Source organism: Streptomyces sp. NPDC059169, from assembly GCF_042755225.1.
GTDB lineage: Bacteria > Actinomycetota > Actinomycetes > Streptomycetales > Streptomycetaceae > Streptomyces.
The window spans coordinates 60,733-75,570 of sequence record NZ_JBHZCF010000023.1; the positions used below are offsets into that span (position 1 = coordinate 60,733).

At 67.7% G+C, this 14,838-nt stretch carries 15 protein-coding genes; 13 read left to right on the forward strand and 2 right to left on the reverse strand.

Annotated features, from left to right (window positions below):
• Nucleotides 1-89 precede the first annotated feature (89 nt).
• From ACFXOM_RS31955 to rfbB, 9 genes are all read left to right on the forward strand, one after another.
• Nucleotides 90-371 carry an acyl carrier protein gene (locus ACFXOM_RS31955; RefSeq protein ID WP_384927617.1) on the forward strand — a complete coding sequence of 94 codons (282 nt, stop codon included), beginning with the start codon at nt 90-92 and terminating at the stop codon, nt 369-371.
• A 39-nt stretch (nt 372-410) separates the two neighbouring features.
• Nucleotides 411-1,265 (forward strand): class I SAM-dependent methyltransferase, encoded by an 855-nt coding sequence (locus ACFXOM_RS31960; RefSeq protein ID WP_384948540.1) that lies wholly within the window; start codon nt 411-413, stop codon nt 1,263-1,265.
• Nucleotides 1,266-1,388: 123 nt separating this feature from the next.
• Nucleotides 1,389-2,198, forward strand: a complete 810-nt coding sequence (locus tag ACFXOM_RS31965) for a BTAD domain-containing putative transcriptional regulator (protein ID WP_384927621.1) — start codon at nt 1,389-1,391, stop codon at nt 2,196-2,198.
• Nucleotides 2,199-2,349: 151 nt separating this feature from the next.
• The gene (locus ACFXOM_RS31970) at nt 2,350-3,132 is read left to right on the forward strand and encodes an SDR family NAD(P)-dependent oxidoreductase (protein WP_384927623.1); all 783 of its coding nucleotides are present in this window, start codon (nt 2,350-2,352) and stop codon (nt 3,130-3,132) included.
• 30 nt (nt 3,133-3,162) lie between these two features.
• Nucleotides 3,163-3,945 (forward strand): SDR family NAD(P)-dependent oxidoreductase, encoded by a 783-nt coding sequence (locus ACFXOM_RS31975; RefSeq protein ID WP_384927625.1) that lies wholly within the window; start codon nt 3,163-3,165, stop codon nt 3,943-3,945.
• 57 nt (nt 3,946-4,002) lie between these two features.
• Complete coding sequence (locus ACFXOM_RS31980; RefSeq protein WP_384927627.1) at nt 4,003-5,964, forward strand: KedN5 family methylcobalamin-dependent radical SAM C-methyltransferase; 1,962 nt, start codon at nt 4,003-4,005, stop codon at nt 5,962-5,964.
• On the forward strand, nt 5,964-6,764 hold the full coding sequence (locus ACFXOM_RS31985) for a hypothetical protein (RefSeq protein ID WP_385040819.1): 801 nt from the start codon (nt 5,964-5,966) through the stop codon (nt 6,762-6,764). Before ACFXOM_RS31980 ends, ACFXOM_RS31985 begins: the two co-directional genes overlap by 1 nt.
• Nucleotides 6,761-7,831 carry a glucose-1-phosphate thymidylyltransferase gene (locus ACFXOM_RS31990; protein WP_385040822.1) on the forward strand — a complete coding sequence of 357 codons (1,071 nt, stop codon included), beginning with the start codon at nt 6,761-6,763 and terminating at the stop codon, nt 7,829-7,831. Before ACFXOM_RS31985 ends, ACFXOM_RS31990 begins: the two co-directional genes overlap by 4 nt.
• Complete coding sequence (rfbB, locus tag ACFXOM_RS31995; RefSeq protein WP_384927633.1) at nt 7,828-8,808, forward strand: dTDP-glucose 4,6-dehydratase; 981 nt, start codon at nt 7,828-7,830, stop codon at nt 8,806-8,808. Before ACFXOM_RS31990 ends, rfbB begins: the two co-directional genes overlap by 4 nt.
• Nucleotides 8,809-8,862: 54 nt before the next feature.
• Here the strand turns inward: rfbB and ACFXOM_RS32000 are convergent, their stop codons facing one another.
• Together ACFXOM_RS32000 and ACFXOM_RS32005 are read right to left on the reverse strand one after the other, a co-directional pair.
• Nucleotides 8,863-9,870, reverse strand: coding sequence for a Gfo/Idh/MocA family protein (locus ACFXOM_RS32000; protein ID WP_385040825.1), 1,008 nt, complete (start codon nt 9,868-9,870; stop codon nt 8,863-8,865).
• Between the two features lie 25 nt (nt 9,871-9,895).
• On the reverse strand, nt 9,896-10,936 hold the full coding sequence (locus tag ACFXOM_RS32005) for a class I SAM-dependent methyltransferase (RefSeq protein ID WP_384927637.1): 1,041 nt from the start codon (nt 10,934-10,936) through the stop codon (nt 9,896-9,898).
• Between the two features lie 147 nt (nt 10,937-11,083).
• On the opposite strand from ACFXOM_RS32005, the gene ACFXOM_RS32010 reads away from it, so the two are divergent.
• From ACFXOM_RS32010 to ACFXOM_RS32025, 4 genes are read left to right on the forward strand one after another with little or no spacing between them, the layout of a single operon-like run.
• Entirely contained in the window at nt 11,084-11,833 is a 750-nt protein-coding gene (locus ACFXOM_RS32010) for an SDR family NAD(P)-dependent oxidoreductase (RefSeq protein ID WP_384927639.1), read from the forward strand.
• A gap of 52 nt (nt 11,834-11,885) precedes the next feature.
• Nucleotides 11,886-12,557: an SDR family NAD(P)-dependent oxidoreductase gene (locus ACFXOM_RS32015; protein ID WP_385040828.1), complete on the forward strand. Its 672-nt coding sequence runs from the start codon at nt 11,886-11,888 to the stop codon at nt 12,555-12,557.
• Between the two features lie 26 nt (nt 12,558-12,583).
• Entirely contained in the window at nt 12,584-13,798 is a 1,215-nt protein-coding gene (locus tag ACFXOM_RS32020; protein ID WP_384927643.1) for a nucleotide disphospho-sugar-binding domain-containing protein, read from the forward strand.
• Nucleotides 13,799-13,816: 18 nt separating this feature from the next.
• Nucleotides 13,817-14,485: a TylF/MycF/NovP-related O-methyltransferase gene (locus ACFXOM_RS32025; protein WP_384927645.1), complete on the forward strand. Its 669-nt coding sequence runs from the start codon at nt 13,817-13,819 to the stop codon at nt 14,483-14,485.
• The last annotated feature ends 353 nt before the right edge of the window (nt 14,486-14,838 follow it).

The following is a 14,838-nucleotide window of genomic DNA, read 5'->3' on the forward strand; positions in this document are numbered from 1 at the left end:
CGGCGCCTCGATGCCAGCGCCATCGGCTCTCGACGGCACTTGGTCACGCTGTCCGCACCACAACGACGGCCCATCGTGCGACATTTCGCATGAACAGTTGGGAGACGAGTGTGTTCACGATCGACGATGTGCGCCGCATACTGCGCCAGTGCGCGGGTGAGAACGGCGTCGGCGTCCTGGACGGGGATATCCTCGACAGCACGTTCAGCAGCCTGGGGTACGACTCGCTGGCGCTCCTGGAGACCCTGAGTGTCATCGAAAGGGAATTCGGCGTGGAGCTTCCGGACGACTTGTTCGCCAGTGTGAAGACTCCGAGGTCGCTCATCGGCGTGGTCCAGGAGCGGCTTGCCCGGGCTGATCGTATGGTCTAGATTCCGGCTGATCTTCAGCCAGAAACATGAGGAGCACACATGGCCGACTCCCCCAATCTGCCGGTTGATCTGAGTGGTGTGTCCGAGTCACTATTGTGGAATCTGTATCAGCGGGCCGCCGAGGCCAGTCGCCGGGATGCGATTCTGCGGGACCCCAAAGCAGTGGAACTGGTGCGGTTAATCGACTACCCCTTCGCGGAAAAATTCGGCAAAGGGAAGCTCGGTCAATGGCAGGCTCTGCGGGTTCTCTGCTTCGACCAGCAAGTCGGTGCCTTTCTGAGGGAGCACCCGTCCGGGCAAGTCGTCGCGCTCGGTGAAGGGCTGGAGACGCAGTTCTGGCGCGTCGACAACGGGCAGGTGCGCTGGCTCGGGGTCGAGCTGCCGGACATCGTGGAGCTGCGTGGTCAGCTCCTGCCCGACGAAGAGCCCCGCCAGCGCACGGTTGCCTGCTCCGCCCTCTCCGAGGAGTGGATGGAGCACGTCGACGCTTCCGATGGGCTGTTGCTCACGGCCCAGGGTCTGTTCATGTACTTCCAGCCCGAGGAGGTGCATACGCTCATCACGACGTGCGCCCGGCGCTTCCCCGGCGCCGCCTTGGTGTTCGACGGCGTCCCTCCCTGGTTCAGCGAGCGGACCCTGGCCGGGAAGATGAAGACCAGCGGGGGGTACGCGAGCCCACCGATGCCCTGGGCGATCGATGCGGCCGAGAAGGACAGGCTGCGTGCCCTGCCCAACGTGGCGGAGGTGTCCGACCTGATCCCGCCCGCCGGGCGAGGACTCCTGCGCGGCCACGTCTATCCGCTGCTGAACCGCCTCTCCGCGGTGCGCGAGATGGGTCTGACCGGTCTTCCGTTGCAACGGTTGTGTTTCGGCCACGATCCCGCTGCCGGATGACCCCGGCCGCATCATCCGTCACAATGACACCTTGGGTGTACCCCCGTTGAGTTGAGCTCCTCGCTATGGCTAGCTTCCACCTGGCCCCATTCATCGCTGCAGCCTAAACAGCTGGAGATCTCCTTGAGATTCAAAGTGTTGGGCCCGCTCGAGGCTAGCCATGACGAGCAGGTCTGTACTCCCCAAGCCCCGAAGGTTCGGCAAGTACTCGCACTGCTTCTGCTCCGCTCGAATCAACTGGTCAGCATCGACTCCCTCGTCGAGGAACTCTGGGGCGAGACGCCTCCCCACAGTGCCGTCACCACCACCCAGACGTACATCTACCAACTGCGCAAGGCCACGGCTCGGCTGATGGGCGACGAGACAGGAAAGAAGGTCATCGCCACCAATCCGTTGGGCTATGTGTTCCATGTCGGCGACGACCAGTTGGACTACCACGAGTTCAACACGGCGATGGAGGAAGGTGCTGCCCTGATGGAACAGGGGCAGCACCTGCAAGCCTCCGAGCGGCTGAGCGCGGCTCTGGCGCTGTGGCGTGACCAGGCTCTGACCGATGTCGCCCACGGCCCCCTGCTGCAGCGCTATGTGACGCATTTGAACGAGCGCTACGTCAGCGGACTCGAACTGCGCATCCAGGCCGACATGGAAGTGGGACGCTACCGCAAACTGATCCCGGAGCTGAGTGAACTGGTGCACGCCTACCCGTACAACGAGTGGTTCCACGGGCAGTTGATGATCGCCCTGACCCAGACCGGACGCCGCAGGGACGCCCTCCACGCGTACGATCACGCATGCCGGCTGCTCGACCAGGAGCTGGGCCTGGCCCCGTCGGCGAACCTGCAGATCATCCACCAGAGCGTGCTCGAGGCGGATGTGCGGGGACTCCCCCCGAGGACGCCCCGCCCCCACCCCTCCTTCGCTCAGGTGAACTGACCGAAAGCCCTGGGCCGACCAGGCCACGACGAGGACCGGAGACGCCCGCGGGTGTCTCCGGTCCTCGTCGTGATGGTGCCCGCGTCTACTCCGATACGGCTCGAAGGCGCCTCAAGGGGCTCTCGGTCAGCGGTCCCTAACGTGCAGGCGCATGACCACAGGTACGAGCCTCAAGGGAACAGTGGCCCTGGTCACCGGGGCAGGCCGGAACATCGGCGCGGTGATCGCGGCTGAACTTGCCGGGCGGAACGCGGCAGTCGCCATCAACTACCGGAAGTCGGCCGAGGGCGCGGAACAGGGTGTGCGTGACATCCGGGCACGAGGTGGCCGCGCCCAGGCCTATCAGGCGGACGTTCGCGACGCGGACCAGGTGCAGAGCATGATCGACGCGGTCGAGGACGACCTGGGACCGATCGACACGCTCGTGCTCAATGCCACCGGGTTCGACGACGTCCTGCGCGGTCCCGCGCTCGATCACACCGTCGACGAGCTCCAGGAGGAGATCGCCGCGCAGTTCCGGGCCGCGATGGTGCCCGCGTACGCGCTGGCCCCGCGGATGGCCGAGCGCAGTAGTGGCAACATCGTCTTCATCTCGGCCATCTACCCGCGGCGCACCATGGCCGGCGGACTCGGACACGCTCTCGCCAAGGTCTCCGTCGAGACCGCCATGAAACACCTCGCGGTCGAGCTGGGCCCGCAGGGGATCCGGGTGAACACCGTCATCCCCGACGTCACACGCAGCGAGGGCTTCGAGCGCGCCGTCAAGGTGGAGCACGTGGCCAAGCAACTCGACTCCTACATCGGGGGCATCCCCCTGCGTCGTATCGCCGAGCCGGAGGAGGTGGCCCGGGCGGTCGCCTCGATCGTCAGCAGCGACATGTCCTACGTCACCGGTGCCTTCCTGCCCGTGGCCGGCGGAAACCTCATCTTCTGACGCCGCAGCACTCCGCAAGGGAGGAAGAACATGGCAGATCTGCCTTTCACGAACCGGCATGCCGTCGTCACCGGCGGCGGCGCGGGTCTGGGCCGGGCCACGGCGCTGGCCCTCGCCGAGCAGGGTGCCGCATCGGTGATCATCACGGGGCGCCAGGGCGGGCCTTTGCAGACCGTGGCCGGCCTGCACCCGGCGGTCAGGCCGGTGGTGGCGGATGTCCGCACCGAGTCCGGCGCGCGGGCGGTCGTGGCGGCGGTGACGAGCGGGGCGGGCCACCTGGACGTGGTGGTCCACAACGCGGGGGTGTGGCGGCGCACGCCGCTGGCCGACCTGGACGACACCGCCGCGCGTCAGGTGCTCGACACCAACCTCGCGGGCCCCATCACCCTGACTTCTCGTCTGCTCCCCCTGCTGAACGAGGAAGCCTCGATCGTCTTCGTGTCCAGTGTGATGGGGCACCTTCCGGGCCCCGGACAGGCGGTCTACTCGGCGAGCAAGGCGGCCGTCGACAGTCTGACCCGCTCCTGGGCGAGCGAACTGGCTCCCCGCCGCATCCGGGTGAACGCCGTCGCGCCGGGGAGCGTGGAGACCGAAGGGCTGATCGACACGGCCCGGGCCGCCGGTTGGAGCGACGAGAAGATCGAAGCGGTGCGCGCGGAAAAGGCCCGGACCTTCCCCCTCGGTCGTTACGGCAGGCCGGAGGACGTCACCTCGTGGATCACGCAGCTGGCGGCACCGACGAGTTCGTGGGTGACGGGTCAGGTGATCACCGTCGACGGAGGCTGGGACCTGCTGTCGGGGCCCGCCGTCTAGCACATCCTCATCGGCTTCAGGCCCCGGCCGGGGGACCCCGTGAAGAATAGGTTCAAAATGGAGAAGACTCCGAAGAAAAAGGTCCTGCTCGTCCAGCAGGGTGTCTGGGCGATGTCGCTCGAATCCATGCCGCTCGCCTCCGCCTACATCAAGGCCACGGCTCTCGAAGATCAGCGAATAAGCGAGCAACTGGACGTAGAGATAAGAAACTTCGACGGCGGTGCGACGCTCGTCGGCATCGCCCAGGAGCTGTTCGGCAAGGGAGACTTTCCCGACGTCATCGCCTTCTCCGTGCTCGGCTGGAACTTCCGTACCTTCGGTTGCCTCGCCGAGACCTTCAAGCAGTTGAATCCGGACGGCTGGGTCGTCTTCGGCGGTACCCATGTCGCCCACCAGGCGGAGCGCACCTTGCGCATGTATCCCGAGGTCGACGTCATCGTCAACGGCGAGGGCGAACTGACCTTCAGGGAAATCCTCAACGCCTACCTTGACGGCACGCCGCGCACCGAACTCGATCATATCCGGGGCATCTCCTTCATGGGCGGCGGGGAGAAGCTCGTGACCACCGAGGAGCGGCCCCGGATAGAGGATCTCGACATCATCCCGTCGCCGTTCCTGACCGGTGCGATCAGTCTGCAGGACAAGGACGGAAAGTTCCCCTACGACGTCGCCCTGCTGGAGACGAACCGAGGCTGTCCCTACAAGTGTGCCTTCTGTTTCTGGGGCGGCGCCGTGGGCCAGCGCGTGCGCGCCTTCTCCCGGGAACGTCTCCGGCAGGAGCTGGAACTGTTCGCGCAGCACAAGGTGCACACCATCGTGTTATGCGACGCGAACTTCGGCATGCTGCCCATAGACCGCGAATTCGTCGAGGACATGATCGAGGTGCGGGAGAAGTATGGCTTCCCCAAGGCGCTCGAGACTTCCTGGGCGAAGAACAAGTCCAAACTTTTCTACGACATCGTCCGCATGATGAAGGAAGCGGGATTGCACAGCTCCTTCACGCTGGCGCTGCAGACCTTGGACGAGAGCGCGTTGTCGCTGATGAACCGGCGCAACATGAAGGTGAACTCCTGGGAAGAGCTGGCGGAGTGGCTCAACAAGGAGGGCATGGAGTGTTACGCCGAGCTCATCTGGGGGGCTCCGGGAGAAACGGTCGAGTCGTTCATGAAGGGGTACGACCGGCTGGCCAGGTACGTCACCCGGGTGGCCACGTATCCGATGTTGCTCCTGCCGAACACCGAGTACTCCGAGAACAAGGAGAAGTTCGGCCTGGTCACCGTGCGGGGTGACAACGACGACTTCGAGTACCTGCTCTCGCACCAGACCATGACGCCGCAGGACAACGAGCTGATCCACCGTTTCCTGTTCTTCTCCCGGCTCACTGCGGAGAATCCGGTGTTCCGCAACCTCTGGCCGGTCCTGCGCGTGCTCGGTGGCATCACCCAGTCCCAGGCCATACGGTCGATGATCGAGTGGTTCGGGCAGACGGAGGATCCCGACGCCGGGCCGATCCAGGAACTGCTGAACCGCTCCTTCACCAATGTGGACGCACTGGGCCCGGCCACCGAGTTCGTCTACGGCCGCCGCGTGGCGAAGCGTCTGTTCCAGCAGTGGTGGGAGGAGGCGATGCGCCCGCTTCTGCCCAAGGAGCCCCGTGCGCTCCTCGACGAGGTGTTCCGGTTCGACATCCAGACATTGCCCGCGTACGTGTCCAGCGGTGAGGAGGCGAGCGAGGAGTACCCGCACCCCGGACTGCCCGTCGTCACCATCTCCGGTGAACAGTTCCACGTGCGCGAGGGGATGACGTTCACGTGCGACGTACCGGCTCTCGTGCAGGCCCTCAAGCGTGAGGAGCCGTACGAGCATGTGCTCGTGCCGTTCACCTCGGCCCTGTACTACAAGGTCGGTGTCGACGGGTTCGTGGGCTCCACCAACCATGAGGAGATCATCTACTTCATGGGGCGCTTGGAGCGGGAGATGCGTGAGGTCTCGCAGCTCGCGGCGACGGGAGCGCCCTAGTGTCCCCGTCCCTCGTGCGTTCCCTCACCCGCACCACGCTCGTGAGTCTCGCGGTCACTGTCTTCTCGCTCGCGGCACCGGCCGCCTCGGCGCTGGCCCGGCTCGGCACCAGAAGGAGCGGCCTTTCGGCCGCTTTCGCTGTCACCTTCGACACCGGCGTGGCCTGGGGTCGCCAAGTGGTCTCCGCGCTGCACTCGGGGCTGGCCGGGCACGCGTATCCGAAGGTCGTCCTGAGCGGTTTCGCGTACGCGGCCGGTCCCACGGGCGACGGCTTCCTGCCGTTGACGATCCCTGTGTCGGAGGATCCGGTCGTCAGCCCCACCCGGTCCCCTGACGGCTGTCCGACGGCGAAGTCGGGAAGTCGCGAGGACCTCTTCTACCCGCCCGCCGACGCCTTTGCGCGGACGATGGCGGCCGATGAGCCGATCACGTCGACAACGACCACGGGAGAACGGGACTCGCTCTGTGATCTTTATGATGCCGCGCTGGCCGCCGTGGAGAAGGCCCCCGTACTCGTCGCACTGGGCTCGGACGACGCCCTGGTCTGCGGGGGCCCGTATCCGGCGTGTACGTCGCCGGAAGAGGTGAGCGCCTTCGAGCGGTATGGGTTCGCCGGCGACGACCGGCTGGGCGCCTACGTGCTGCCAGGGGCCGGGCATGCGCCGAACTCCCTCGCAACGCCTGCTCATGGCATGCGGCGGCTGCCGAGTGGATCCGGAACGTCACAGGTCAGGGCGATTGAGATGCCACGTCGTGCAACAGAAGGCAACCCACCACCGAGTGAAGGAGGGCCCCGGTGAAAGGTCTGGTGCTGTCCGGGGGAACCGGGACCCGTCTGCGTCCGTTCACCTATTCCATGCCCAAGCAGCTCATGCCGGTGGCCAACAAACCGGTCCTGCACTACTGCCTGGAGAACCTCCGCGATCTGGGTGTCACGTCCGTGGGCGTCATCGTCGGCGAGCGCGGTGGCCAGGTCGAGCAGGCCATCGGGGACGGCGCGGACCTGGGCCTCGAGATCACCTATCTGTTCCAGGAGGCGCCGCTCGGACTCGCGCACTGCGTGACGGTGGCCGAGCAGTTCCTGGCCGACGACGACTTCGTCATGTATCTCGGCGACAACATGCTGATCGGCGATCTGGCGGGCGCGGCACGGGATTTCACCGAACGTCGCCCGGCGGCGAAGGTGCTCGTGACGAAGGTCGACGATCCCCAGCACTACGGTGTCGCCGAACTCGACTCCGAGGGGAGGGTGGTGTCGCTGGCGGAAAAACCCGAACAGCCCCGCTCGGACCTGGCGATGATGGGCGTCTACTTCTTCAGCCCCGCGATCCACGAGGCCGTGCGCCGTGTCCGGCCGAGCGCACGGGGCGAACTGGAGATCACCGATGCCGTACAGCACCTCCTCGACAGCGGTCAGGACGTCACTGCGGAGATCTACCAGGGGTACTGGGCGGACACCGGCGGGGTGAAGGCGCTGCTCGAGTGCAACCGCGTCGTGCTCGACGGTCTTGTCGACGACGTGCGCGGCCGGGTGGACCAGAGCTCCGTCGTCAAGGGCCCGGTGGCCGTCGGGGCCGGCTCGGAGATCGTCGCCTCGCACCTCGAGGGTCCGCTCACCATCGGCGCGGGGTGCGTCATACGCCATGCCAGGATCGGTCCGCACACCGCTGTCGGACAGAACTGCCTGATTGAGAACACGGACGTCCAGGAGTCGATCGTGCTCGAGAACGTACAAGTCGAAGGGGTGCGGGGCGTGCGGGACTCGGTCATCGGCAAAGGGGCCCGCGTCCAGGGCATCGCACGCGACGTCGAGTCGCAGTGCCTGCTCCTGGGCGACCAGACCAGCATTCAGGTGCGCTCCGCATGAGGATCCTGGTCACCGGAGGCGCCGGGTTCATCGGCGCCCACTACGCCAAGAGCCTGCTGAACGGAGACTTTCCGGACAGCGACGGTGCCCGAGTGACGGTGCTGGACAAGCTGACCTACGCCGGTAATCTGAGCAACCTCCCGGTTTGCCACCCGCGGCTGCGCTTCGTGCATGGCGACATCACGGACCGGGCGTTGCTGGAACAGATGCTGCCCGGTCACGACGCGGTGGTGCACTTCGCCGCCGAGTCGCATGTGGACCGGTCCATCGCCGGTGCCTCGGCGTTCGTGCAGACCAACATCGTCGGAACGCAGTCTCTGGCCGACGCGTGTGTCAGTACCGGGGTGTCACCGTTGGTCTACGTGTCGACGGACGAGGTCTACGGGTCCATTCTCGAAGGCGCCTGGGACGAGTCCTGTCCCCTCGCCCCGAACTCCCCTTACGCCGCGTCCAAAGCCGGCGGGGAGCTCATGGCCCGCTCGTACTGGCGCACCCACGGCCTCGACGTCCGGATCACTCGCTGCTCCAACAACTACGGCCCCTACCAGCATGTCGAGAAGCTGATCCCGCTGTTCGTGACGCACCTGCTGTCCGGGCGGCCGGTCCCGCTCTACGGCGACGGCGGAAACGTCCGCGAGTGGATGCACGTGCGTGACCATTGCGCCGCGGTGCACCTGGTCACGGTCGCGGGAAAGGCCGGCGACGTCTACAACATCGGCGGCAACGCGGGTTTGAGCAACAAGGAGGTCACCGAACGGATCCTCCGCCTGTGCGGCGCGGAGTGGTCCCAGGTGCGCTACGTGCAGGACCGGCGGGGTCATGACCGTCGCTACGCCCTCGACGCCACGCGCATCCGCGACGAATTGGGTTTCGTTCCGCGCATCGGTTTCGACGAGGGCCTCGCCGAGGTCGTGCGCTGGTACCGCGACAACCCGGCGTGGTGGAAGCCCTTGCAGGCCGCCACGGCCTCGGGGTGAGCACAGCTCATTCGGTGGGCGCCGTCCTCGGCCCGAGGGCGGCGCCCGCCGCTGTCAGCCTTCCTTCGCGCGGGTGCGGACCTCCTCCACCAGTGCGGACTGACGCAGGATCATCTCCAGGTGCGGCTCGAAGCCCGTACCTTCACCGATGGTACGGGCGAACTCGACGGCGATGTTCGCGAACTGGTCGTCGGCGGGCAGGACCCGCTCCTCGCGGACGTCTTGCCGTTCCAACCGGAGCACCGGTCGATAGCCGTTGGGGGGCGTGAAGGCCCCTTCCAGGCTGATGCTACCCGCGCTTCCCCACAGCGCGTACCGGGAACGGTAGGCGTGCACGAAGCCGAAGCCGAGCTGGGCCGTCACTCCGTTCTCGTCATGCAGCAACGCACTGCCGGCCACATCCACCCCGTGCCGGGGATTCTCGCGCAGGTACGCCCCGGCGACCCGGATGTCGGAGCCGAGGTACATCTGGGCGGCCCGCACCGGATACACGCCCACGTCGAACAACGCGCTGCCGCCGAGGGCTGGTTGGTAGCGGATGTCGCCGTCCGGTAGCGGCGGGATCCCGAAGTCGGCGGTGAAGCCGCGCAGTGTGCCGATGGCTCCGTCGGCGACCAGTTCCCGCACCCGGGTGTGCTGTGAGTGTCGCAGGAACATGAAGCTCTCCATGAGCAGCAGCCCATGCTCACGGGCGAGTGACACCGCCTTGGCCGCGTCCGCGTATCTGGTGACCAGTGGCTTCTCGCAGAGCACGTGTTTGCCCGCCAGCAGCGCCCGTGTGATCCACTCGGCGTGCAGTCCGGTGGCCAGGGGGATGTAGACCGCGTCGACATCGTCCCGTTTGAGGGCGGCTTCGTATCCCGACACGGCCTGTCCGCCGAAGTCGGCGGTGAAACGTTGTGCCTTGGCGAGATCACGGCTGGCCACCGCCGTGATCTCGATGTCGGGCACGTTCACCATGGCGGGCAGCATGCGCCGCCGGGCGATGTCGGCGCAGCCCAGCACGCCGATTCGGACGGGGTCCTCGTGCAAGCTTTTCCCGCTCGTTGCCTGCTGTGCCACGCTCTACCCCTCGCTCTCAGACCGTTCAGACACGGTCGGCGACGATCGCTTTGTGCATGGAGTTGTTGCTGGCGTGAAATCGGACGTTCGTGAAACCGGCTTCGGTGAACATGCGCCGGTAGGTGTCGACGGAGTGGGGTTCGCCCGTCTCCGTCTGCATCAGCATGATCACGGCGAACATGTGCGGATTGGGGTCGTCGGCCGGGGAGACCTTCTCGTCGTAGGTGTGGCCGACCACCCCGATGCGGCCTCCGGGCCGTATCGCCGCGTGCAGCCGGCGCAGCAGCGCGCTCGCCTGCTCCGCCGACCGGTGGTGCTGCACGTGTGCCATGGTGACCAGGTCGTAGGGGCCGCCCAGCGGATCGTTGAAGGCGTCCCCCTGGCGAAACTCGGTCCGGCCCCGGATCCCCAGGCGCCGCGCGTTGTCCTCCGCCACCGCGAGGACGCGGGAGGACCAGTCGAAGGCGCACAGCCTGACGCGTGGGTCCCGGCGCGCGATCTCGAAGCCGTACGAGCCGGACCCGCAGCCGACGTCGAGCACCTCGACCGCGGCGGCGGACGGGTTCCAGGGAAGCAGCAGGTCGGCGACGAGGGGGGCGGCGCCGGTGTTGAAGGTCGAGTCGGCGCTGTGCTCGGCCCATGTTTCGAAATATGTGAAGTCCGGGGTGTCAGCGGTTGTCTCCATGACCGGACCGCCCTTGCGGACCGACTCCGCGAGGCGCTTGTGCGCGTCCCACTCCCAGCTGTCGGTGCCGAGCCTGATGGGCCCGCCGAAGTAGTCCTTGCCGGTGCTGACCAGGAGATCGTCCGCCCCTGGCACCAAGGAGTAACGACCGTCTTCGTGGTGTAGCAGACCGATGGCGACCAGCGCGTTCAGCAGGATGCGCGTGCCGCGCAGCGGTGTGCCGAGGCGGGTCGCGAGGACGTCGGCACCGGCCGGGCCGACCACGACGGCGTCGTACACACCCAGCTCGACCGAGCAGCGGAGCAGGCTGGAGTGGGTGTAGCCGCGCATGTAGGTGTGGAGCTTTTGACGGGTCAACGCTTCTGCGTTTTCCTGTGGCATCCTTCTTCCTCCTGGTCGCGGGGAACGGACGTGGATGGTTCCACCCTCCCCAGCGGTCATCCGTCTGCGTTCGAGGCCGATTCGAGACGCCGTCTTTCCCTCTCCGGCTGCGAGCGTGCCTCGATCGGGGCGGGGCACCGTCCTGCCATGGATTTCGGGTTGGCTGGCAGGACCACGCTGGTGACCGGGGCGACCGGCGGGATCGGGCAGGAGATCGCCCGGGCCTTCGCCGCCGAGGGAGCGACTGTCGCTCTGGGCTATCGCAACGACCGGGACGGCGCCGAGCGTCTGGCGTGCGAGCTCAAGGACGCGTTCCCGGTCCGGTACGCACTCGACGAGACGGGCTCGGCGGCCGAGGCGGTCGCGGTGGTGCGCGAACGATGCGGTGGACCGGACGTGTTCGTCGCCAACGCGTTCGGCTGGGGGCGCAGACGTGCCCGTGGCGTCCGGTTCGAGGAGGTCCCGGAGAGCGAGTGGGGTGCGGTGGTGGCGCACAATCTGGCGCCGGTCGTCCGGGCCACCCAGCTGGTCCTGCCGGGGATGCGGGAGCGTGGGTGGGGGCGCATCGCGTTCGTCTCGTCCCACAACGCATTCGGCGGCCAGCCGGGCCAGGAGTTCTACGGTGCCGTCAAGGCCGGGCTGTACGGCTTCGCCCGCAGCCTGATGTGGGACGTGGGCCCGGACGGGATCCTGGTCAACGTGGTGGCGCCCGGTCTCACGCTGACCGAGCGGGTGCGCGGTGGGCTGCCCGAGGAGATCAGGGAGCGTGAGCGGTCCCGTACTCCGACGGGCCGGCTGAGCTCGCCTCAGGATGTGGCGCGCACCCTGCTCTTCCTCTGTTCGGCCGCGAACGGGAACGTCACCGGTGAGAGCATCACCGTCGCGGGCGGCCGGTGAGCCCAACGACGCTCCAGCAGGGCTCAAAGCGGCCGCCGTACCGTGCCCCGCCATGGTCTCGGACTCTCTGCAGAACAAGGTCGTCGTGGTCGTGGGCGGGGACGCCCGGTCGACCGCCACGATCGCGACCGAGTTGTCACGGCGTGGCGCCCTGCTCGCCATCCAGTACGACGCCTCGTTCGCGGACGCCAAGGACCTGGTGCGCGGCATCGAGAAGGAGGGTGGCCACGCGATCGCGGTGCGGGCCGACCTCACGGACGCGGCGCAGACGGAGGCGCTCTACCAGCGTACGGTCGGCGCCCTCGGCGCCATGGACGCGGTGGTGGTGAACACCGCTGACACCGCCGGTCCCGCCGCCCATGGGCGCGGCGGGACCGGGGTGATGGACGTGTTCGAAGCGATCGGGCGCCGTATGTGCGCCTGCGTGGTGCCCGCCCGGGCCGCCGTGCGCACCTTTGCCTCGCTTCGGCAATCCGGTGCGCTGGTGTACCTCACCGCCGGCTGCGGTCTCGACGACGCGCTGGCCAGGACGGTCGTGCGGCACCTGGCCGCCGAGGTACGACCGCCCGCCCTGCGGGTCAACGTGGTGGCCGGGACCGGGGTCTTCGCGGCTGCCGCCGCTCCTGTGGTGGATCTCGTGGCCGCTTTGACCTCGGGCGATCTGTCCCGCCTCGATGGTGCCGTCCTGTCCGTGGCCGCTGCGCCGCTCGCCCCCCGAAGGTGACCGCCTTCCCGTCCCAGGAGCCCGGCATGCGCGTGCTGTTCACCACCACCAACTGGAAGGGCGCCTACTTCTGCATGGTTCCGCTCGGCTGGGCACTGAGCGCGGCGGGGCACGAGGTCCGGGTCCTGTGCGCGCTTTCGCAGGCCGCCGCGGTCCGCTGCGCAGGGCTTGACCCCGTGCCGGCGCTCAAGGACATCGACATGATGGTCTTCGAGCGGATGGCGCGCCACGCCGAAGCGCGGCCGGAAGACGAACTGCCGCTCCTGCACCCCCTGACCGGGCAGCCCCTGGCATCCGCGGACGAGTACAACGCCGAACGGCACGGGGCCGCGTTCCTGCGCGAGTTCGAGGACATCACCCGATACAACCGGGACGCCGCGGTGCGCTGTGCTCGCGCGCTGCGGCCGTCGTTGGTGGTGCACGACCTGATGTCCTTGGAGGGTCCTTTGGCCGCACGCGTGCTGGGGGTCCCCGCGGTCTACCACTCCCCCGGCATGTTCGGCGCGTACGAGACGGGGCTCGACGATGCCGTCGGGTCGTTCGCCCGGCACGGCGTGGCGCAGTGGAAGCGCACCCAGGTGAGCCACTTCATCGATCCCACGCCGAGGGTGCTGGCTCCGGACGCGGGCGACGCCGTGCGGCTGGGCAGCTGCTACATCCCGTACAACGGGCCCGGTGAGATCGCGCCGTGGATGTGGCGGCGGCCCGAGCGCAAGCGGGTCTGCCTGTTGTGGAGCAACTCTGCGCTGGAGATCTACGGACCGGCGATGCCGACGCTGTCCCACGTCGTGGACGCGGTGGCCGCGCACGGGGCGGAGCTGTGGCTCACCGCGTCCTCCCGGCAGGTGGACATCTTGGGCGAACTGCCGTCTGGGGTACGTGTGTTGCGTCAGTGCCCGGTCAGTCTTCTGCTCGACACGTGTGACGCGCTGATCCACCAGGGCAGCGTCAATCCGATGATGGCCGGTGCGGTCGCGGGGCTGCCCCAGCTGATGCTGCCGCTCACCGACGACACGAGGGAGATGAGCAAGCGGTACGCGGCGGCCGGTGCCGGGCTGCGCGTTCCCGGCCTGGCCGCGCGGTATGACGACGTGCACGACGCGGTCGGCCGGCTCCTCGATGACGATGCGTTGCGCGCCGCGGCCCTTCGGGTGCGCTCGAGCGGTGCGCAACGTCCCCCCGTCTCCGCCCTCGTCGCGCCGCTGACGCGGCTCGCGCGCGGTGAAGACGCCACCCTGTGACGGGTTTTGCGATGGAGAATGGTGGTTGCCTTGGCAACGGATTCAGATCTCGACGAGCTGCGCTTGTTTTTGCTGACGGAGCATCATGAGACCGTTGATCCGGCTCGGTTGACGTATGTTCGCGACGAACTGGAACGCATCGTCTCCGACGGGGTTTGCGGTCCGGTCGTCGAACTCGGTTGCTATCGGGGGGCGATGACCCTGTGGATGCGCGCTGTTTTGGACGCGCGCGGCGACGACAGGCCCATCCACGTCTTCGACTCCTTCGAAGGGCTTCCCGACACCACGGAGGAGGACGAGATCGTCATGCCGTCCGGTGTGTTCGCCTGCTCTGCGGACGACCTGCTCGCGGCCTTCGACACGTGGCGCAAGCGGCCTCCGCAGATACACCCCGGCTGGTTCGACACCACCCTCGCCGACGGGCTGCCCGACCGGATCGCCTTCGGCTACCTGGACGGTGACCTGTACTCCTCGACCCTGGTCTCCCTGGCCGAATGCGTTCCCCGGCTGGCGCCCGGCGGCGCCCTCATCATCGACGACTACACCGATCCCTGCGCGGCGGCGGGCACGGTCGCGCCGTTCCCCGGGGTCAAGGCGGCCTGCGACGCCTATTTCGAGGGCAGGTCCCCGGTCGAGAGCCTGCCGGGCGGTGTCGCCTACGGGCGCTTCCGTCGCGAGCGCGGGTGAGCGGCACGGATCGAAACAGAGCCGCGGGTTGGGAAGGGAGCTCTCCGTGCCCGAAGAAAGGGTCGACGCCTCGGTCCTTCAGGGCCCGGTCATCAGTTCGTTCCACCGTCCCGGTACGTCAGGGCATGGACGTCGCTGGGTGTGCCCGGCCAGTTGGTGGACGGTCCGCGTCCGGTCGCCGGCCCCGCGGTCGCGATCGGGGCGCACGAGCGGACACAAAAGCAGGTGTCTGCGATCCCGTGTGGTCCTCGGGCTGGTCATCGAGGAGGTGCTCGGGCTTGGCCCCATGGGCGCTGCTCACCTCCGGTGGCGTGTTCGCCGCGAACTTCGGTCCCGGGTCCGGCCGCGGCTCC

Bases quoted from the DNA above. Each gene is read 5' to 3' on its own strand.
- ACFXOM_RS32015 (WP_385040828.1), top strand. From the start codon at position 11,886: ATGGTCTCGGACTCTCTGCAGAACAAGGTCGTCGTGGTCGTGGGCGGG.
- ACFXOM_RS31970 (WP_384927623.1), top strand. From the start codon at position 2,350: ATGACCACAGGTACGAGCCTCAAGGGAACAGTGGCCCTGGTCACCGGG.
- ACFXOM_RS32025 (WP_384927645.1), top strand. From the start codon at position 13,817: ATGGTGGTTGCCTTGGCAACGGATTCAGATCTCGACGAGCTGCGCTTG.
- ACFXOM_RS32020 (WP_384927643.1), top strand. From the start codon at position 12,584: ATGCGCGTGCTGTTCACCACCACCAACTGGAAGGGCGCCTACTTCTGC.
- ACFXOM_RS31980 (WP_384927627.1), top strand. From the start codon at position 4,003: ATGGAGAAGACTCCGAAGAAAAAGGTCCTGCTCGTCCAGCAGGGTGTC.
- ACFXOM_RS31960 (WP_384948540.1), top strand. From the start codon at position 411: ATGGCCGACTCCCCCAATCTGCCGGTTGATCTGAGTGGTGTGTCCGAG.
- ACFXOM_RS31955 (WP_384927617.1), top strand. From the start codon at position 90: ATGAACAGTTGGGAGACGAGTGTGTTCACGATCGACGATGTGCGCCGC.
- rfbB (WP_384927633.1), top strand. From the start codon at position 7,828: ATGAGGATCCTGGTCACCGGAGGCGCCGGGTTCATCGGCGCCCACTAC.
- ACFXOM_RS32005 (WP_384927637.1), bottom strand. From the start codon at position 10,936: ATGCCACAGGAAAACGCAGAAGCGTTGACCCGTCAAAAGCTCCACACC.
- ACFXOM_RS32010 (WP_384927639.1), top strand. From the start codon at position 11,084: ATGGATTTCGGGTTGGCTGGCAGGACCACGCTGGTGACCGGGGCGACC.
- ACFXOM_RS31975 (WP_384927625.1), top strand. From the start codon at position 3,163: ATGGCAGATCTGCCTTTCACGAACCGGCATGCCGTCGTCACCGGCGGC.